16 protein-coding genes, 2 tRNA genes and 2 rRNA genes (1 of these 20 running past the window's edge) are annotated in these 19,450 nt (G+C 52.9%); 18 read left to right on the top strand and 2 right to left on the bottom strand.

The features are described from left to right. From GZH47_RS15745 to GZH47_RS34385, 14 genes are all read left to right on the top strand, one after another. Positions 1-2,090, top strand: a 23S ribosomal RNA gene (locus tag GZH47_RS15745) (it extends 837 nt beyond the left edge of the window). A gap of 111 nt (positions 2,091-2,201) precedes the next feature. Beyond that, positions 2,202-2,318: ribosomal RNA gene (gene rrf / locus GZH47_RS15740) — 5S ribosomal RNA — on the top strand. A gap of 132 nt (positions 2,319-2,450) precedes the next feature. Continuing rightward, complete coding sequence (locus GZH47_RS15735; protein WP_225446505.1) at positions 2,451-3,767, top strand: putative glycoside hydrolase; 1,317 nt, start codon at positions 2,451-2,453, stop codon at positions 3,765-3,767. A 144-nt stretch (positions 3,768-3,911) separates the two neighbouring features. Next, complete coding sequence (gene guaB, locus GZH47_RS15730; protein WP_162640918.1) at positions 3,912-5,369, top strand: IMP dehydrogenase; 1,458 nt, start codon at positions 3,912-3,914, stop codon at positions 5,367-5,369. A gap of 258 nt (positions 5,370-5,627) precedes the next feature. Further along, a complete protein-coding gene (locus GZH47_RS15725) occupies positions 5,628-6,917 on the top strand; it encodes a D-alanyl-D-alanine carboxypeptidase family protein (RefSeq protein WP_225446504.1) in 1,290 nt (429 codons plus the stop codon). A gap of 199 nt (positions 6,918-7,116) precedes the next feature. Then, complete coding sequence (pdxS, locus tag GZH47_RS15720; protein ID WP_132490333.1) at positions 7,117-7,998, top strand: pyridoxal 5'-phosphate synthase lyase subunit PdxS; 882 nt, start codon at positions 7,117-7,119, stop codon at positions 7,996-7,998. Positions 7,999-8,022: 24 nt separating this feature from the next. Then, the gene (pdxT, locus tag GZH47_RS15715; RefSeq protein WP_162640917.1) at positions 8,023-8,613 is read left to right on the top strand and encodes a pyridoxal 5'-phosphate synthase glutaminase subunit PdxT; all 591 of its coding nucleotides are present in this window, start codon (positions 8,023-8,025) and stop codon (positions 8,611-8,613) included. Positions 8,614-8,785: 172 nt separating this feature from the next. Beyond that, on the top strand, positions 8,786-10,066 hold the full coding sequence (gene serS / locus GZH47_RS15710) for a serine--tRNA ligase (protein WP_162640916.1): 1,281 nt from the start codon (positions 8,786-8,788) through the stop codon (positions 10,064-10,066). 113 nt (positions 10,067-10,179) lie between these two features. Beyond that, positions 10,180-10,268, top strand: a tRNA-Ser gene (locus GZH47_RS15705). A 130-nt stretch (positions 10,269-10,398) separates the two neighbouring features. Then, positions 10,399-10,746 carry a hypothetical protein gene (locus GZH47_RS15700; RefSeq protein WP_162640915.1) on the top strand — a complete coding sequence of 116 codons (348 nt, stop codon included), beginning with the start codon at positions 10,399-10,401 and terminating at the stop codon, positions 10,744-10,746. A 36-nt stretch (positions 10,747-10,782) separates the two neighbouring features. Beyond that, positions 10,783-10,959: a hypothetical protein gene (locus GZH47_RS33855; protein ID WP_177186778.1), complete on the top strand. Its 177-nt coding sequence runs from the start codon at positions 10,783-10,785 to the stop codon at positions 10,957-10,959. A gap of 28 nt (positions 10,960-10,987) precedes the next feature. Then, complete coding sequence (locus GZH47_RS15695) at positions 10,988-11,140, top strand: small acid-soluble spore protein P (RefSeq protein WP_162640914.1); 153 nt, start codon at positions 10,988-10,990, stop codon at positions 11,138-11,140. A 139-nt stretch (positions 11,141-11,279) separates the two neighbouring features. Next, positions 11,280-12,302: a hypothetical protein gene (locus GZH47_RS15690; protein WP_162640913.1), complete on the top strand. Its 1,023-nt coding sequence runs from the start codon at positions 11,280-11,282 to the stop codon at positions 12,300-12,302. A gap of 57 nt (positions 12,303-12,359) precedes the next feature. Continuing rightward, positions 12,360-13,838 (top strand): methyl-accepting chemotaxis protein, encoded by a 1,479-nt coding sequence (locus tag GZH47_RS34385; RefSeq protein WP_162640912.1) that lies wholly within the window; start codon positions 12,360-12,362, stop codon positions 13,836-13,838. A gap of 363 nt (positions 13,839-14,201) precedes the next feature. Here GZH47_RS34385 and GZH47_RS15680 read toward each other — a convergent pair. Beyond that, positions 14,202-14,278 (bottom strand) — tRNA-Arg (locus GZH47_RS15680). A 326-nt stretch (positions 14,279-14,604) separates the two neighbouring features. On the opposite strand from GZH47_RS15680, the gene GZH47_RS15675 reads away from it, so the two are divergent. Next, the gene (locus GZH47_RS15675; RefSeq protein ID WP_162640911.1) at positions 14,605-14,820 is read left to right on the top strand and encodes an aspartyl-phosphate phosphatase Spo0E family protein; all 216 of its coding nucleotides are present in this window, start codon (positions 14,605-14,607) and stop codon (positions 14,818-14,820) included. Here the strand turns inward: GZH47_RS15675 and tadA are convergent. Then, complete coding sequence (gene tadA / locus GZH47_RS15670) at positions 14,783-15,262, bottom strand: tRNA adenosine(34) deaminase TadA (protein ID WP_404823797.1); 480 nt, start codon at positions 15,260-15,262, stop codon at positions 14,783-14,785. The two genes, GZH47_RS15675 and tadA, sit on opposite strands and share 38 nt — an antisense overlap. A 363-nt stretch (positions 15,263-15,625) precedes the next feature. Between tadA and GZH47_RS15665 the strand changes: the two genes are divergently transcribed. Genes GZH47_RS15665 through rluF form a run of 3 tightly spaced genes read left to right on the top strand, consistent with a single transcriptional unit; the run spans position 15,626 to position 19,387 of the window. Further along, positions 15,626-17,875, top strand: a complete 2,250-nt coding sequence (locus tag GZH47_RS15665) for a sensor histidine kinase (RefSeq protein WP_225446503.1) — start codon at positions 15,626-15,628, stop codon at positions 17,873-17,875. A gap of 51 nt (positions 17,876-17,926) precedes the next feature. Continuing rightward, a complete protein-coding gene (locus tag GZH47_RS15660) occupies positions 17,927-18,634 on the top strand; it encodes an NAD(P)H-binding protein (protein WP_162640910.1) in 708 nt (235 codons plus the stop codon). Between the two features lie 27 nt (positions 18,635-18,661). Beyond that, entirely contained in the window at positions 18,662-19,387 is a 726-nt protein-coding gene (gene rluF / locus GZH47_RS15655; protein WP_162640909.1) for a 23S rRNA pseudouridine(2604) synthase RluF, read from the top strand. The last annotated feature ends 63 nt before the right edge of the window (positions 19,388-19,450 follow it).

The following is a 19,450-nucleotide window of genomic DNA, read 5'->3' as shown; positions in this document are numbered from 1 at the left end:
CGAACTCGGAGATAGCTGGTTCTCCCCGAAATAGCTTTAGGGCTAGCCTCGGAATTGAGAGTCGTGGAGGTAGAGCACTGATTGGGTGCGGGGCCCGCCAAGGGTTACCAAGTCCAGTCAAACTCCGAATGCCATGTACTTATATCCGGGAGTCAGACAGTGAGTGCTAAGATCCATTGTCAAGAGGGAAACAGCCCAGACCATCAGCTAAGGTCCCCAAGTGTGTGTTAAGTGGGAAAGGATGTGGAGTTGCAAAGACAACCAGGATGTTGGCTTAGAAGCAGCCACCATTTAAAGAGTGCGTAATAGCTCACTGGTCGAGTGACTCTGCGCCGAAAATGTAACGGGGCTAAACACACCACCGAAGCTATGGCTTGATGCGTATGCATCAGGGGTAGGGGAGCGTTGAATGTACGTTGAAGTCAGACCGTAAGGACTGGTGGAGCGCATTCAAGTGAGAATGCCGGTATGAGTAACGAAAAGACAAGTGAGAATCTTGTCCGCCGTAAGACTAAGGATTCCTGAGGAAGGCTCGTCCGCTCAGGGTAAGTCGGGACCTAAGGCGAGGCCGAAAGGCGTAGTCGAAGGACAACAGGTTGATATTCCTGTACCACCGTAAGCCGTTACGAGCAATGGGGTGACGCAGAAGGATAGTGACGCGGACTGATGGATGTCCGTCCAAGCAGTGAGGCTGATGTGTAGGCAAATCCGCACATCGTTAAGGCTGGGCTGTGATGGGGAGCGAAAATTGCAGTAGCGAAGGTCATGAGTTCAGGCTGCCAAGAAAAGCCTCTAGCCAGGTGAAGGTGCCCGTACCGCAAACCGACACAGGTAGTCGAGCAGAGTATGCTAAGGCGCTCGGAAGAACTCTCGTTAAGGAACTCGGCAAAATGACCCCGTAACTTCGGGAGAAGGGGTGCCTCGGTAGGGTGAATAGCCCGAGGGGGCCGCAGTGAAAAGGCCCAAGCGACTGTTTAGCAAAAACACAGGTCTGTGCGAAGCCGTAAGGCGAAGTATACGGGCTGACGCCTGCCCGGTGCTGGAAGGTTAAGGGGAGTGGTTAGCCGCAAGGCGAAGCTATGAACCGAAGCCCCAGTAAACGGCGGCCGTAACTATAACGGTCCTAAGGTAGCGAAATTCCTTGTCAGGTAAATTCTGACCCGCACGAATGGCGTAACGACTTGGGCGCTGTCTCAACGAGAGATCCGGTGAAATTTTAATACCTGTGAAGATGCAGGTTACCCGCGACAAGACGGAAAGACCCCATGGAGCTTTACTGCAGCTTGATATTGGACTTTGGTACGATCTGTACAGGATAGGTGGGAGCCTAGGAAATCGGAGCGCCAGCTTCGATGGAGGCATCGTTGGGATACCACCCTGATCGTATCGGAGTTCTAACCTGGTACCGTAATCCGGTACAGGGACCGTGTCAGGTGGGCAGTTTGACTGGGGCGGTCGCCTCCTAAAATGTAACGGAGGCGCCCAAAGGTTCCCTCAGAATGGTTGGAAATCATTCGTAGCGTGCAAAGGCATAAGGGAGCTTGACTGCGAGACCTACAAGTCGAGCAGGGACGAAAGTCGGGCTTAGTGATCCGGTGGTACCGCATGGAAGGGCCATCGCTCAACGGATAAAAGCTACCCTGGGGATAACAGGCTTATCTCCCCCAAGAGTCCACATCGACGGGGAGGTTTGGCACCTCGATGTCGGCTCATCGCATCCTGGGGCTGAAGTAGGTCCCAAGGGTTGGGCTGTTCGCCCATTAAAGCGGTACGCGAGCTGGGTTCAGAACGTCGTGAGACAGTTCGGTCCCTATCTGTCGTGGGCGTAGGAAATTTGAGAGGAGCTGTCCTTAGTACGAGAGGACCGGGATGGACGCACCGCTGGTGTACCAGTTGTTCCGCCAGGAGCATCGCTGGGTAGCCAAGTGCGGACGGGATAAGCGCTGAAAGCATCTAAGCGTGAAGCCCCCCTCAAGATGAGATTTCCCAGTATGTAAGACCCCTTGAAGACGACGAGGTTGATAGGTTCGAGGTGGAAGCGCAGCAATGCGTGGAGCTGACGAATACTAATCGGTCGAGGGCTTATCCAAGAACATGCTCGTTTCAGCTAATGCAAGAAACCTTCGCAAAGGTTCGTATCCAGTTTTCAGGGTGTAAGTGCTCTGAGTAAGCATAGCGCATTCCGACCAGGAAGACGCCCGTTTGGTGGCGATGGCGGAGGGGAACCACGCGTACCCATCCCGAACACGACCGTTAAGCCCTCCAGCGCCGATGGTACTTGGACCGCAGGGTCCTGGGAGAGTAGGACGTTGCCAAGCACGATGAACCGACTGCATAGATGCAGTCGGTTTTTTGTTGTTTATTTCATCCATTGCTGGTGACAACTCCTTCACAACTCTAACCATTGGAGAGAACATACTACAGGTAATGTAGTGTGATGGGAGCTGAGTATGAAGATGTTGAAGCGTGTACAGGGCATAGTATTGGCCATGTCGGCCATCATCGGAATGATGGGATGCAGCAGTCAGAACCATAAAGATAAGGAAATGCTGCCGCCATTACCGGCACAATCATTCGCAAATTCGACAAAATCAATTCAGCTTCATTCAATCAAGTCGACGCGTCGACCTGTTAAACCAACTAAATTCCACCTAAAGGGCGTGTCGGAAGACAAACAAGTCGAAGGCGCATCTCGACAAGGCATGCATCGGGCGGTTGAAGCTGATTCCCGGGAGGCTATTGCGGGGCAATCCTTGTCTAGCCGGAGGCAGCCGGTAAGAGGGATCTATGTATCCGGGTGGGTGGCAGGCAGCAAGCATCGACTTGATCGGCTTATTCAGTTAGTGGACAAGACGGATTTGAATGCTATGGTGATCGATGTGAAAAATGATTACGGCCAGCTGACGTATCGCTCCTCACTGCCTGCCGTTAAAGCCATTGGTGCGGATCGGCACGTTGCAATTAATGATATATCGGGATTGATTTGCAAATTAAAAGCGAAAAATATCTATGTAATTGGCCGAGTCGTGGCTTTCAAGGACCCGCTTTATGCGAAGCAGTATCCGGCAATGGCGCTGCAGAAGAGGAATGGCGGTGTCTGGCACGACGTTCAAGGGAAGGCTTGGCTTGATCCTTTCCAGTCGCAGGTTCGAACGTATAATATAGCCATTGCGGAAGAGGCCGCGGCGAAAGGGTTTGACGAAATTCAATTCGATTATGTGCGCTTTCCGGACAATGGGGGCAAAGTGGATCGGGAGGTTCGATACTATAATCCCCGAGGGAAATCGAAGGCGCAAATGATTTCCACGTTCCTGAGCAGCGCGCGTCATCAACTGCATGTTAAAGGGGCGCGTGTCTCTGCGGATGTATTCGGATTGGTAACCTCTTCGACAAACGATATGGGGATTGGGCAATCCTGGCGGTCGATCTCGGGGGCGGTCGACGTGATTTCGCCGATGACCTATCCTTCCCACTATTCGACGGGGATGTATGGCGTGAAGCAGCCGGATTTAAGCCCTTACGCGATCATCCATCATGCCATGGCGGATGCTCAGCATCGGAATGCGATCATGCGGCAAAGCGGGCATGCCTCAACGGCGCAGGTTCGGCCATGGCTGCAAAGTTTTACCGCTAAATGGGTCCATCCTCATCAGACATACGGGGCTGAACAAGTGAACAAACAAGTACAGGCGGCACGTGATCAGGGCATAGATGAGTTTCTGCTATGGAGCTCTAATTGCAAATATGATTATCGTTCGTTGTTTTGACAAGATTCTGCAAGGGCCGCGACCTTGACAGCCCACTACCCCTCTGCTACTATTTCAATAATATACGCGGGTCCCGTTCAGAAACAGCGTTTTTTCAAGCTAGAACCTGACCTGGCACGCAAACGTTTGAGGAGGAACAAATCCGTGTGGGAAAATAAATTCGCCAAAGAAGGCTTAACCTTTGATGACGTGCTGCTCGTTCCGCGTAAGTCGGAAGTACTGCCAAGGGAAGTAGATGTATCGATTTCGCTCAGCCCGAATGTGAAGCTGAACATTCCATTGATGAGCGCCGGCATGGATACGGTAACGGAAGCCAAACTGGCGATTTCCATGGCTCGCGAGGGCGGTATCGGTATTATTCATAAAAATATGTCCATCGCTCAACAAGCGGAAGAAGTGGACCGCGTGAAACGTTCGGAGAGCGGCGTTATCACGAATCCGTTCTCGTTGACGGCAGACCACCATGTATACGACGCAGAAGAGCTTATGGGTAAATATCGGATCTCCGGCGTGCCTGTCGTAGACGGTAACCAGAAGCTGGTCGGTATCATTACGAACCGGGACCTTCGTTTCATCCATGATTTCTCCATGAAGATCAGCGAAGTGATGACGAAAGAGAATCTGATTACCGCACCTGTAGGCACAACGCTGCAGCAAGCGGAAGCGGTTCTGCAAAAGCATAAAATCGAGAAGCTGCCGCTGGTAGATGAAACGAATACGCTGAAAGGCCTCATCACCATTAAGGATATCGAGAAGGCGATCCAATTCCCGCACGCAGCGAAGGATCCGCAAGGACGTTTGTTATGCGGCGCGGCTGTCGGTATTGCGAAGGACACGCCTGAACGTGCCGAGGCGCTCGTTAACGCCGGCGTTGACGTGCTTGTCATCGATACGGCGCATGGCCATCAGAAGAACGTCATCGAAATGGTTCGCCTACTCCGCAGTAAGTACCCTGATTTGACGCTTGTGGCGGGCAATGTAGCGACTGGCGATGGTACGCGCGAACTGATCGAAGCCGGAGCTTCTGTCATTAAAGTCGGTATGGGACCAGGATCCATCTGTACGACGCGTATTATTGCAGGCATTGGCGTTCCGCAAATCACGGCAATTTATGATTGTGCATCCGTTGCCCGCGAATACAATGTTCCGATCATTGCGGACGGAGGCATCAAGTACTCCGGCGATGTGACGAAGGCCATTGCATCCGGCGCTAGCGCAATCATGATCGGCAGCCTTTTCGCCGGTACGGAAGAAAGCCCGGGCGAATCGGAAATTTATCAAGGACGCCGCTTTAAAGTTTACCGCGGCATGGGTTCCCTTGGCGCCATGAAAGAAGGCAGCAAAGACCGTTACTTCCAAGAGAACGAGAACAAGCTCGTTCCGGAAGGCATTGAAGGCCGCGTTGCCTACAAAGGCCCATTGGCCGATACGGTTCATCAGCTGATCGGCGGTTTGCGTTCCGGCATGGGATATTGCGGCGCGCAAAACATCGAAGAGCTGAAGAACGATACGCAGTTCGTTCGCATTACAAACGCAGGCTTGCGCGAAAGCCATCCGCATGACGTGCAAATTACGAAAGAAGCGCCGAACTACTCCCTGTAAATCATTCGGTTCGCCACCGTTTTTGAAATTGAGAACGGTGGTTTGCTCGGAGTCTAGGATGGAAATAAGACGTCAGGTTCTCTCTTAGATTGCGAGCAGTTGCGTCTTGTTCGCTTCATAGGACATAAGTCACAATCAGACAGGAAGATGGTGGATTTGGCCGTTTTCCTGTCTTTCTTTTTATGTATACGGCGCGCTTTGTGTTACAATACTAGAGTGAATTTATGATATTTTTGATAGAAAAGAGGAGAGAAGACGTTGAAACGGAAGAAGGGACGGGTACGTTTCGTACCGACCATTTGCGCGACTGTTATTGCCATGATGCTTACGACGAACCTAGGAACACATGCTGCACATGCAGATAAAGTGGAAGTCACGCCGAACCCCCTTGGAGTAGAGGCTCGTTCAGCGATTCTCATAGATGCCGATTCGGGACAGGTGCTGTATGCCGTTAATGCGGATAAAGCATACCCGCCGGCGAGCATGACGAAACTTATGACCGAATATTTGGTGCTGGAAGAGATCAGCGCAGGTCGTTTGAGCTTGACGGATATGGTAACGGCTACGAAAGAAGCGGCTTCCATTCCGCCGGACGGTTCTCAAATCTACTTGGCCGAAGGCGATCAGCATTCGGTAAAGGATTTATATATGGCTATGGCCGTCCAATCGGCGAACGATGCCACGATTGCGCTTGCCGACCGTATCGGAGGCACGGAGCAAGGCTTCGTCGAGAAGATGAATGAGACGGCGAAGGCGCTTGGCTTGAAATCGGCGCATTTTACAAGCGCAACGGGTCTTGCCGATACGACGGTAATTTCCGCAAGCGATTTGGCCAGATTCGCCAGTATTCTCATCAAGAAGCATCCGGAATTCCTCGATTTCTCCAAGACGCCAAGCTACAAGTTCCGTGAGCGCGATAAGACCGCAATGGTGAATTTGAACTGGATGCTGGAAACGAACAAATCAATTCCGAATTTCAAGCAATATGCGTATCCGGGCGTTGACGGCATGAAGACCGGCTATATCGGGTCTGCGGGCTACTGCTTTACGGGTACTGCGAAGCAAGGCGATTTGCGGTTGATTTCCGTCGTGATGGACACGTCGTCCAAGTCGTCCCGTTTCGTGCAAACGGCCAAGCTGTTCGACTACGGTTTTGATAATTTCGAGAAAAAGACGATTATCGCACCGAAATCGGTTGTAGAAACCAATAAGACGGTCAAAATAAAGAAGGGCGTTTCGAAGCAGGTGCCGATCGTGACCGCATCCGATGTTTCGTTCCTCGTGAAGAAGAATGGAACGCCTAACGTCACGCTGAGCAACGTGAAGCTGAAAGAGGGCGGAGAGCTCGTAGCTCCAATCGCAAGCGGAACCGTTGTCGGAACGGCAACGTATTCGTACAAGGATCCGGATACCGGCCAATCCCTGAACAAGACGATCAACCTGGTTACCTCGGAGGATGTCAAGAAGGCTAGCTGGTGGCGTTTGATGTTCCGCGGGTTGGGCAGCTTTATTTCCGGATTGTTTAAAGGCATCATGGATTTGTTCTAAACGGGGACGAGGATAGGCAACCATTTCAGTATGAATTCATGGTTGTCGATTGATCGCGGATGCTGTAAAATAAATGGTTAGAGCTAGTCCGGATAACGGAGGTAAGCATATAACGACGCGTATGCTTCCGAAGCGAGTTTTCGCTCGCGGGATGCACGTTAAAAGAAGCATCGCAATAACTTTTAGGAGGATTTTCACCATGGAAACAGGAACTTCGCGCGTAAAACGCGGTATGGCTGAAATGCAAAAAGGCGGCGTCATCATGGACGTTATGAATGCCGAGCAAGCTAAGATTGCCGAAGCGGCAGGCGCAACGGCCGTTATGGCCCTTGAGCGCGTACCTTCCGATATTCGCGCTGCCGGCGGCGTAGCCCGCATGGCTGATCCGACGGTTCTTGAGGAAGTCATGAAAGTCGTTTCGATTCCAGTAATGGCTAAAGCGCGTATCGGCCACTATGTAGAGGCTCGCGTACTGGAAGCACTGGGCGCCGACTACATCGATGAGAGCGAAGTGCTCACGCCTGCTGACGAAGTATTCCATATCTCCAAGCGCGATTTCACGGTTCCATTCGTGTGCGGTGCGAAAGATCTTGGCGAAGCGCTTCGTCGTATCCAAGAAGGCGCTGCGATGCTTCGTACGAAAGGCGAGCCGGGAACGGGCAACATCGTTGAGGCCGTTCGCCACATGCGTCTGATTACGGGCCAAATTCGTAAAGTACAGAACCTGTCCAAGGACGAGCTGTACCACGAAGCGAAGAACCTCGGCGTACCTTACGATCTGCTTCTGAACGTTCACGAAACAGGCAAGCTGCCTGTCGTTAACTTTGCAGCCGGCGGCGTAGCAACGCCATCCGATGCAGCGCTGATGATGCACCTGGGCGCTGACGGCGTGTTCGTCGGATCCGGTATTTTCAAATCCGAATATCCGGAGCGCTTCGCTCGTGCAATCGTTGAAGCAACGACACACTATACGGATTACAAGCTGATCGCGGAAGTATCCAAAAACCTGGGTACGCCGATGAAAGGCATCGAAATTTCGAAGCTGGCGCCGTCCGAGCGCATGCAGGACCGCGGCTTCTAAGATTATAAAGAAGGCGGTAAAGCGATGAAGATAGGCGTATTGGCGCTGCAAGGCGCCGTTGCTGAACATATAAGAAGCATTGAAGCTGCCGGCGGCGAGGGCATTGCCGTCAAGCGCACCGAGGAGCTTCAGGAGCTGGACGGGTTGATTATCCCCGGCGGCGAGAGCACGACGATCGGCAAGCTGATGCGCAGGTACGGCTTCATCGAGGCGGTCCGTGAATTCTCGAAGCAGGGTAAGCCGATCTTCGGCACATGTGCCGGTCTGATCGTGCTTGCAGAGCGCATCGAAGGCCAAGAGGATGCACATCTGCAGCTGATGGACATGACGGTTGCCCGCAATGCGTTCGGTCGACAACAGGAAAGCTTCGAGACCGACTTGGACATCAAAGGCATCAACGAGCCGGTACGCGCGGTATTCATCCGTGCGCCGCTCATTAAAGAAGTATCGCCAAGCGTCGATATTCTCTCGACCTACAACGGTGAAATTGTAACTGCTCGACAAGGCCATCTGCTGGCCTCGTCGTATCATCCGGAGCTGACGGACGATTATCGTCTGCATGCGTATTTCCTTGATATGGCGAAGGAAGCGGCTGCAGCTGGGGCAAAAGAATAAAGGCTGAAGACTGCGGGAGCGCAGTCTTTTTGCCGTAATGGCGCAGTTAAAGCTTCGTAGCATGGCTACCTGTCCCCCCCAAAGCGATTTTGCCGGGGCACGGTTTGGAGCGCGAGCACTATTGGAAACAATGAGAAGTAAATCATGAAGAGTCGAGAGGGGACGAATTAACGTGCTTGACGTAAAACTGCTACGGAATGATTTTGCCAAGGTAGAACAAGCGCTCGCGAATCGCGGGAAGTCGCTGGACCTGATTGCCGATTTCCCGGCGCTGGACGGCAAATGGCGCGATATGCTGCAGGAGACGGAACAGTTGAAGAACCGCCGCAATACCGTATCCCAAGAAGTCGCGAAGCTGAAGAAGAGCGGCGGGGACGCAGAAGCGCTGATCGTCGAAATGCGCGAGGTTGGCGACCGGATCAAGGTGCTGGATGAAGAGATCCGTACAGTCGAAGCGGAAATCGCCGACCTGATGCTTGCGATCCCGAACGTGCCGAACGAGAGCGTGCCTGTTGGCGCATCCGAGGATGACAATGTGGAAATTCGCCGCCACGGCGAAGTGCCTTCGTTTACCTTCGAGCCAAAGGCTCACTTCGAGTTGGCGCAGGACCTGGGCATTCTGGATTTCGAGCGCGCGGCTAAAGTAACGGGCTCGCGCTTCGTTTTCTATCGCGGCCTTGGTGCTCGTCTGGAACGTGCGCTGATTAACTTCATGATGGACTTACATAGCGACCAGCATGGCTACGAAGAGATTCTTCCGCCGTATATTGTCAATCGCGACAGCCTGGTCGGAACGGGGCAGCTGCCGAAGTTCGAGGAAGACCTCTTCAAAGTAGCGGATACCGAGTATTACCTGATCCCGACAGCGGAAGTGCCGGTGACGAACGTGCACCGCGAAGAGATTTTGCCAGCTGAGGATCTGCCGAAGAACTTCGTTGCATACAGCGCATGCTTCCGCTCTGAGGCAGGCTCTGCAGGCCGCGACACGCGGGGCTTGATTCGCCAGCACCAGTTCAACAAAATCGAGCTGGTGAAGCTGGTGAAGCCGGAGGATTCTTATGCCGAGCTCGAGAAGCTCACTGCGAACGCGGAGAAAGTGCTGCAGCTGTTGGGCCTTCCTTATCGCGTATTGACGCTCTGCACAGGCGATATGGGCTTTACGTCGGCGAAGACGTATGATCTGGAGGTCTGGATTCCAAGCGGCGGTACGTACCGCGAGATCTCGTCCTGCTCGAACTTCGAGGATTTCCAAGCGCGCCGCGCCAATATCCGTTTCCGCCGGGAAGCAAAAGGGAAACCGGAATTCGTGCACACGCTGAACGGCTCGGGTCTAGCGGTCGGCCGCACAGTCGCAGCTATCCTGGAGAATTTCCAACAAGCCGACGGCACGGTCCTCGTACCGGAGGTTCTGCGTCCGTACATGGGCGGCCTTGAAGTGATTGGTCCTCGCTAGTCCAAGTCCAAGACCCTGTTGCCGCAGGCTGATTTTCGCTGTTGCTGTTGCTTAATCAAATTAGCCTGTGGTACAATACGTCTTGTGACCTTTGAACGGTCCCATTTATGGATGGAGAGATACCGAAGCGGTCATAACGGGGCGGTCTTGAAAACCGTTAGGGTGCAAGCCCACGTGGGTTCGAATCCCACTCTCTCCGCCACTTACACCAACACCTATAGCGCTCTTGGCGAGTTACTTCGCCGGGGCGTTTTTTTGCATTTGTTACTGCTCGCCGGTTCGCATAAAAAGGGAGCCGAAGCCGCATATTACGCATGGAGGTGGTGAGTCTAATGAGCAAACGCGATGAGTTGTCCATTAATCAGCAGGAGTTGACGGAGGCCTGGCAGCGTACGCTGCCTGACACCATTCTGAAGGCGGACCGCGCCGAGGTAAAAGCCGACGAAGCGGATTCCAAGTCGCTACGCGTCACGATTCATACGGCAGGACATCAAATGTACAGCTTTGATTTTAAAGTGACGTACGTCGACAGCCGCGAGATCCAGACGACGCTGATCGACGTGGAGAAGGACGGGAAATCCGTTGACGAACGTACCGATATCATTCAGCAGCTGGTGGAAGACTATACGCGTCATATTCATGAATGCGCCCAAGCGCTGCATGAGCTGACGCATGTATAGCGCATAAAACGCCTACTGGACAGGAGCGTGCACATCGTGACGAAAGCGAAAGGAACCGCCGATAAAAATTTAAGCAATGTCGTGGAGGACCTGGATCAGAACCCGGTCAACAGCCATCATGCGCAGCAGCTGCAGCAGGATACCAATGACCGCCGTCACCAGGATCAGCTGAATCACGACGAGCCATCCGATCTATATCACTCCCGCAGCTAACGAACGTTTACGAAGGAGATGAACGCTAATGGGTAAGCCGAAAGCCGTACCAGTTCAAAATCCGTACGAAGGCGACGGCCAGTCGTCCAAGTCCCGTTCTGCGCAGCCGCAAGAGCCGCTGTCAGGCTCCAAGAAGACGAAGCAAGCCAATCACGTCGACCATCATAATCCGCAAGGCTAGACGCTATAATCAATCTACGCTGCCCGCTGTCGCCGAACTTCTCGGCGCCGGCGGGCTTTTCGCTGTGCATTCTTTCTTTTCAGGCTCTCGGGGATTGGGGTAAAATGAGAGATGCGTACAAGGAGAGGGGAAGCAGCGGATGAAAACATGGAAACGGGGCACGCTCGTGCTGTTCATCGCAACAATGGCGGCGGTAGCCGGATGCAGTTCGTCGGGCTCGCCGAAGGAAGCCTTAATGGACGCCATTACGAAAACCAGCAAGGCCAAATCATTTACATATCAAGGGACGTTCACGATAAACGATATCCAGCTGCCTCAGGCGCCGGATACCGATTCGGCACAGAACGCCATGCTCAGAATGGCATTGCCGATTCTGTTGAAAGGTGCCGTCATCCAAGTGCATGGCGCGGTTCAGCAGGATCCGCAGCGCGCCGAATTGACGCTTAACGCAACGCTTGGGACAGGCGACGTGAAATTGACGGTGAACATTCCGATCATCGTGACCGCCGACCAGATTTACGTGAAGGTGCCGCAAATCCCAGGCGTGCCGATCCCGGAGAAGATTGCAGACCGTTTCGTCGTTATCGACGCGAAGAAATTGGCCGAGGAGCAGGGCGGTACGAATCCGCTGGATGGCGGGGCACCGAATCTGGGTACCGCTGCATTCGCGGCATTGGTGGACAGCCTGGAGGAGAAGACGTATTTCAGCGAGCCTGCTGCCGGGGACGTAAAGGACGTGCCGTCCGGTTATAAGGCCGACCGCTATGTGAGCGTAGGAATCGATGGACAGCATTCGGAGGCGGCGTTAACTGCTATAGCCGGGAAGGCAATTCCGCAAGTCATCGACTTGCTGCTGCAGAACGAGGCCGTCCTGAAATCGTTCGGACTGACGCAAGAACGGCTGGAGGACGCCAAGAAACAGTTGACGGCGGACAAGATGAAGGAGCAGTACACGATTCGGAAGGCTGAGATTACCGGCGGTATCACAGACGGCTATTTGACGTTCGAATCAGGAGATCTGCAGGTGGATGCGACAGAACCTTCAAAAGGAATGAAAATGAACATTCACTTCCAGCTTTCCCAAGACGATATTAATAAAGAGGTTAAATTTGAGGCTGAGCTGCCGAAGGATGCCGTGCCCGTTGATGAATTGGCGCCTTAAGTTAAAGCTCGTTAAGCGGATTTAATTCTACTTAATTGATGAGGTAGGGATCGGGGAATGACTCAGACGGAATTGCAGCAGGCGGATCTTAACCATCGCAATCGAATTGCTTTTATCGCACTTACGGCTTCATCCTTTATTTCGGTAGCAAGCGTAATCGTGCTGGATCTGGTCAAGGGCTCGGGGAAGTGGGTCATGCTTGCTTTCGCGGTAGTCTTGATCGCGACGCTGGCCTTTATGTATTTTCGAAAAGTCGGGGCGACGTGGTTTCCGTATGTCTCGATTTGCGGTAGTGCGGCAACGACGATTTATTTGATGCTTTCGCAGGAGACGATAACGAACTTCTTCTCGGTCTATTATTTGCTGGCGATTTCCGTCATTTATATGCGCTGGAAACCGGTTATTCTGGGGCTTGTCCTCGGTCTGTTCACGAACTTATACGTGTATATTGCGCAGGGCGACAAGATTAAGCTGGACGGCCTGTCGGCGGATGTCGGCATGGCGGTGTTCATTTATTTCGGCCTCGTGGCGGCTCTTATGATCGCGCTGGTCAGTGCGGGTAATTATTTCGCCAGGCAGACGGAGACGATGCGCGCGCAGTCCGAAGCCTTAACGAAACAGCAATCGGAGCAGAAGGAGCAGCTTCTCGCCCATGCCGAGCTGCTTGCGGTCAATTTGCGGCAGATTACGGACGCCAGCGAAGCCAATCAAGCTTCGTTCCGGGAAATGGCGGTCGCGTTCCAAGAAATCGCGGCGGGCGCGAATACGCAGGCAATATCGACTTCGGATATTTCGCGGCTTGTTCAAGAAACGCATGAGCGGCTTCAGCATATGAATGATTCGCTCGAATTGCTCGAGACGCAGTCCGAGAACGCGAACGGTTCAGCGAGCAGCGGCGGAGAGAAAATGGATGAGCTGTATACGACGATCAAGCATTTCCAAGAATCGATCGGTGAAATGTCCGGCCAGATGGCTTCACTCGACGGCGTCATTCGCGAAGTAACGGCATTTACGGAATCGATCACGCGGATCGCTAGCGAGACGAACCTGCTTGCGCTGAATGCCAGCATCGAAGCTGCAAGAGCGGGCGAGAGCGGGCGCGGCTTTGCGGTCGTAGCCGGCGAGGTACGGAAGCTTGCCGAGCTGTCGGCTGGAACGGCGGATGCGATTTCGGAGCAGTTGGAGGAGATGAAGGCGCAAGCGGACCGGTCGCGCAGCTTGATGCATGGCATCGGCGCTCAGATGGATTCCAGCAACCGTATCACGACGGATACGCGCCAATCGTTCGCCGCCGTCCGCGCGACGGTCGAGCAGCTTGCGGCCTCGCTGAGCCAATATCGTCAATCCGTAAGCGTCATTCGCGACGCCAGCCTTTCAATCGAGAGCGCAACGGAGAATGTCGCTTCCGTCAGCCAGGAATCCTCGGCTACGCTGGAGCAGCTGTCTGCCACGATCGCCTCGTTGTCCGAACAGAATGAAATAACGTTGAAGAAAATCAAGGAAACGAGCGGCTCGCTGCAGACGATCGTGGGATAAGTCATCCGCAGTAAGAAGAAGTAGGAACAACTGCGAGTGCAGCACGAAAACGGAAAGTCGATTGACGCGAAAAGCGCCCCTGTGCAGGCCTGTGCAGGGGCGCTTTTTTACGTGTGCGTGGATTGTGGATATATTGTGTAAAAGCATTTGAACCTTCTTGAAAGCCATCCACATGTGGATAACGAACGGTTCTCCTGACGTGCGCTCGATGTAGCCTTGCAGGCGGGACGTGCTGCCTCCGGCGGCGGCTTGGTTCTTAAGGAAGGTGAAATGAAAACGGCCGGACATTATAATAATGTCCGACCGTTATTGCTTGTAGACTATATCTGTTGCTTTCCGAGGAATTCGTTAGGTTAAAGAAAATGGCGCGCCCGATACGATTCGAACGTACGACCTGCAGTTTAGGAAACTGTCGCTCTATCCTGCTGAGCTACGGGCGCGCGGTAAGGATAATAATAGCATGAAGCGCGCGGACGGCGCAACATTCAAGCAGGGATATAATGGAGAGCGGGATAAGCACAAGCGCGAGCCTAGGTTTTCCTAGGACCTATCGGATATTACAAGCTATTCGACTTCAACTAGATCAAAAGTACGAGGGAAATAGTCTTCTATATCTAGAGGATGTTGAACGCTGTCGATATATTCCTCGATTTACTTACAAACCTGTCGACAAGATTTTACAAAAATAACAACCATATGCGTATATAATAAAGATGTTACTAATTGTAACTTATGATGATGCGATAGGAGCTGTCCCGAAGGCGTCATGAACGACAAAATCACGTTACTCCACGAATTACAGGTGCTTCGCAAGAAGTTGTTTGAAATGGCCGAGGCACGCGGAAGTTTAACTGACCCTGAGGTATTGGCCATCAGCGAAGAGGCCGATCAATTGATCGTGATGCTGCAGCATATTCAGAAAGAAGAACTACTTCGATACGATGCTAGCCGCGCCCTCGCAAACGACGGAAAAACTGGGTAAGCAAATCCGCACATTCCTGCATCATTAGGCCGCCGACAAGTTCGGTCTCATGGTTAAACCGCGGCTCTTGAAGCAAATTCATTAATGTACCGGCACAGCCTGCCTTAGGGTCCGTTGTGCCGTACACCACTTTTCGAATGCGGCTCTGAACGAGCGCCCCCGCGCACATTGGACAAGGTTCAAGCGTTACATATAAGGTACAGTCAAGCAGGCGCCATGCTTCAAGGTGCCTGCTTGCTTCGCGAATTGCGATCATTTCCGCGTGGGCGGTAGGGTCTAGGTTCGTTTCGCGCAAGTTATAGCCCCTTCCAATTATTTCTCCATTCTTAACAATAACGGCACCGATTGGAACCTCTCCGATGGCTTCGGCTTTCTTGGCTTCATCGATGGCAGCCTGCATCCAAATGTAATCTTCTTCCCGGAAATAATCCGTTTCAATCAAGTGTTATTCCTCCAGTCATGCACAGTTATAGAGCAGCAGCTATTCGACTCCTATCGGCTGTCGATAAAGCACGAATTGTGCCACGAACAAATATTCGTTGTTAACAGGTTGTGTACAGTTTTGTGGATAAGTTAACGTTATGCACAGGTTTACTAACAAATTATTAAATAATGCTGTGAACACCGTGAAAAACTGTGGATAACTGTATAAGTTAACTGTAACGAGGTTATAAACAGTAGGATAGCGTTAATAGTCCTTTAAAAATACCCCATAAAATGGAATGTTTATGGCTTCCAATTGGTTACTGTTATGATATGATCCAACTAGGATGTCCACAAGCCTGAATAAAGGGTGTGTCGCATATTGTCGGTCAAGATTAAACTGTCCCTTATGATATCGTTGATCGTATTCGTCCTGCTCGTGCTCAATGTCATTTTGAACCAATATTCTACAAGGGTCAATCTGCGGTCGGATGTCGAACGAGATATGGCGTCCATCACCCGTCAAATTGCCTCGGATGTCCTGCAAAATACGAGCGAGAACGACTTTGTGCAATCCGTCCTGCTCGATAAATTGAAAATGACTTCCTACTCTGCATCCGAGCAGCTTCCGCCGCATGTCAAGGATATCACAACCAGTCAGCTTGAGCTTGTCGCATCCCGAATCGGCGTATCCATGTTGTCGGTCATGCAGAAAACCGACGAGGGTTATCTCATCGTTAACTCTACTGATCCTAACGAAGTCGGCAATGTCAGTTCGACATGGCCGGAGCGGGCGTTACTTTCGAACGATAAGAACGATAAGAACGATCAGTTCTGGTCCGGCCCTAGCAGGCAATCGGTTACGGGATCTTCCGTTCGGCTGGGTCAGGAATCGTTCTATACGAACGAAGAGCTCGACTATGTCATCAGCTGCTACTTGGAGAGCGACCGTCTAAGCGATTACGAGAAAATGGCGCACACGACGGCTTTTCTGGACGATATGAAAGCCGGCAATCCGACGATCCTGGAAGTTACGGGCATCAATCCAACGTTGTTCAAGGGCAAGTTCAATGGCCCGATTCCGACTTACATAAGCAACAAAGAGCTCGCGGAAACGCCCGTTCCATTCGGCACGTATGATTACGCCAGTCCGAGGGACGTGAGAGACGTACAGGAAGCGATCAAAGGGAAGCGGGTTTTCCGATATACCACGATTCATGACCGGGCCGTTATCAAGAGTTTTATTCTCGTGCGCGATCCGAAGCCGTACGTAATCGGTCTCGTGCTCGACAAGAAACCGCTTATGCAGCTGATGGAAGAACAGCGCACCAATCAGCTTTACATCTCTGCCGTGTTATTATTCATCGTTATTATTTGCAGTTATTGGCTCTCGAACATCTTGCTGCGTCCCGTTCGTTCGATTCTATGGAAAGTCAACGAGGTGTCCGTCGGCCGGTTCGACAGCGCGATCGAAGTCAAACGCAAGGACGAACTCGGACAGCTGGCACAGCGCGTGAATGCGATGTCGAAGAACTTGAATATATACATGACGAAGCTGAAAATGGCGTTCGAAGAAAACCGCTCCATGAAAGAGTATTTGGAGTCATTCATCAATCATACGACGGATGCGATCCACGTGGTGGATCTGGACGGCCGCATCACGCAAGTGAATCGGGCGTTCGAGCAGTTGTTCGGCTACACGACGGAGGAAGCCGTCGGCCAGGTGCTGCCGCTTGCTCCGGACCATCTGAAGGATGAAGAGCAGCAGACGATGGAGCTGCCGAAATCCGGCAAACCGTTGTCCGCGAGGGAGACGACGCGCGTCACGAAGACCGGCGAGTGGATTTCGGTCAGCGTCACGACTTCGCCGATCCGCGACCGGCTGGGCAGCGTTCATGCAATAGCGAGCATTACGCGGGATATGACGAGCCGCAACAAAATGGAGGAGCTGCTGCGCCGCTCCGAGAAGCTGACGACCGTCGGGCAGTTGGCGGCGGGCGTCGCCCACGAAATTCGCAATCCGCTGACGACGCTTCGCGGCTTCCTGCAGCTTCAGCTGCAGACGGAGAAGCTGAATACGCGGCATGTCGATTTGATGCTTTCGGAACTCGACCGGATTAATCTGATCGTCGGCGAGTTTCTGATCCTGGCCAAGCCGCAGGCGACGCGGTTCGAGGTCAGGGACATCCGCTTTACGCTGGGCGACGTGATTTCGCTGCTCGACAGCCAGGCGCATCTATGCAACATCGTATTTGTAACCGAATTTGGCCAGGAGGACTGCCAGATTTCATGCGAGGAGAACCAGCTGAAGCAGGTGTTCATCAATGTGCTCAAGAATGCGATGGAGGCCATGCCGCAAGGCGGTCAGATAGCAATTACGGTTCACCGCCAAGAGCGGCAGCTGTGCGTTTCGATTACGGATGAGGGAATCGGCATTCCGGAGGAGAAAATCGCCAAGCTGGGCGACCCGTTCTATACGGACAAGGATGCCGGAACGGGCCTTGGCATTATGGTAAGCCAACGTATTATTCAAAGCCATCAGGGCATCTTTGAAATTAAGAGTAAAGTAGGCGTGGGGACGACGGTGCTTATTACGCTCCCGTTATACAAAGCGGATATTTCCAAGACGTAGCGAGCAGGGATTTGCAGTTTCATGTACAATACATACAGAAGAGGTGAGGGCATGCCGCGAACGGAAGGCTACAGCGCCCTTCTGGCAGGAGCTACAGGTCTCGTCGGTTTCCAGCTGCTGCGGCAGCTGCTGAAGGACGACCATTGCAGGTCGCTGACGGTTCTCGCTCGCAGACCGCTGCCACATCTGCCGGAGCTTGCCGCATTTCGTGATAAATTGCATGTCATCACGGCGGACTTTGACCGGATGGGGGAAGCGCTTGCCGATGTCCAGGCGGACGTCGTGTTCTGCGCGCTGGGTACCACGATCAAGAAGGCGAAGTCGCAGGACGCATTCCGCCAAGTGGATTTGGGATACCCGGTGGCGCTGGGGGAATGGGCGAAGGCGAATGAGGCTAAGAAACTTATTATCGTCTCCGCGATGGGCGCTAACGAGAAGTCCGTTGTTTTCTATAATCGGGTCAAAGGCGAAGCGGAAGCGCTGTTAAGCGCGATCGGAGTGCCTGAGCTGCATATCGTACGGCCGTCGCTGCTGCTTGGGAAGCGGGAGGAATTCCGTCCAGGTGAGCGAGTAGCCGTGCTGCTCAGTCCGGCGCTCAAATTGCTGATGCGCGGGCCGCTCCTGAGCTATCGACCGGTTCATGCCGAAGATGTGGCTGCCTTCATGCGCAGCTTGGCGTCTGCACCGGCGGAGCAGCTTGCGCCAATCGTAAACGTCTATGAAAATCATGCAATAACGGCCAATCAGCCGAAAGTATAGGCACCAAGTGCGGGGTGAATAAGTCAGTTGAGGATTAACAAGTTTATTAGCGAAACAGGCTACTGCTCCAGGCGGGAGGCCGATAAGCTCGTGGAAAGCGGCAAAGTGACCATTAATGGCGCCGTAGCCGAGCTTGGCAGCCAAGCGGAGCTCGGGGATGACGTACGCGTCGACGGCAGGGCGATCGGGGAGCAGAAGCACCATGTGTATATCGCGCTTAACAAACCCGTCGGCATCACGAGCACGACGGAAGCGCAGGTCGCAGGCAATATCGTCGATTTCATCGCGCACGAGGAACGGATCTTTCCGATCGGAAGACTGGATAAGGATTCGGAAGGCCTCATTTTGCTTACGAATGACGGAGATATCGTGAACAAAATCCTGCGTGCCGAAGGTAAGCATGAGAAGGAATATATCGTTACGGTCGATCGGCCTGTCACGCCGCGGTTTCTGAAGGCAATGAGCGAAGGCGTTCGCATTCTCGGCTCGATGACGCTACCCTGCAAGGTTCAGAAGGAATCCGACCGCGTCTTCCGGATTACGCTGACCGAAGGGAAGAACCGTCAAATCCGCCGCATGTGCCAGACATTCGGCTATAACGTCCGCAAGCTTCGTCGGGTGCGCATTATGAATATTCACCTGGGCCAGCTGGCAACCGGCAAATGGCGGGATCTGACGAAGGGCGAGCTGAGCGAATTGTTCGACCTTCTCGACTATCATCAGGCCGTGGGACATGAATCCCCCGGAAAATAACGACAAAACCAACATCGGTTCGACGTTTTACGTCGGCGATGTTGGTTTTTTTGGCCTTTGAGC

This window comes from Paenibacillus rhizovicinus (genome assembly GCF_010365285.1).
In the GTDB taxonomy this organism is placed as follows: Bacteria; Bacillota; Bacilli; order Paenibacillales; family Paenibacillaceae; genus Paenibacillus_Z; species Paenibacillus_Z rhizovicinus.
Note: the sequence above shows the minus strand (reverse complement) of the source record. Positions and strands in the feature narration are given on the sequence as shown.

Coding starts and splice junctions, on each gene's coding strand:
- GZH47_RS15675 (WP_162640911.1), top strand. CDS start 14,605: ATGAACGACAAAATCACGTTACTCCACGAATTACAGGTGCTTCGCAAG.
- GZH47_RS34385 (WP_162640912.1), top strand. CDS start 12,360: ATGACTCAGACGGAATTGCAGCAGGCGGATCTTAACCATCGCAATCGA.
- GZH47_RS15690 (WP_162640913.1), top strand. CDS start 11,280: ATGAAAACATGGAAACGGGGCACGCTCGTGCTGTTCATCGCAACAATG.
- pdxS (WP_132490333.1), top strand. CDS start 7,117: ATGGAAACAGGAACTTCGCGCGTAAAACGCGGTATGGCTGAAATGCAA.
- GZH47_RS15700 (WP_162640915.1), top strand. CDS start 10,399: ATGAGCAAACGCGATGAGTTGTCCATTAATCAGCAGGAGTTGACGGAG.
- GZH47_RS15660 (WP_162640910.1), top strand. CDS start 17,927: ATGCCGCGAACGGAAGGCTACAGCGCCCTTCTGGCAGGAGCTACAGGT.
- pdxT (WP_162640917.1), top strand. CDS start 8,023: ATGAAGATAGGCGTATTGGCGCTGCAAGGCGCCGTTGCTGAACATATA.
- GZH47_RS15695 (WP_162640914.1), top strand. CDS start 10,988: ATGGGTAAGCCGAAAGCCGTACCAGTTCAAAATCCGTACGAAGGCGAC.
- GZH47_RS15735 (WP_225446505.1), top strand. CDS start 2,451: ATGAAGATGTTGAAGCGTGTACAGGGCATAGTATTGGCCATGTCGGCC.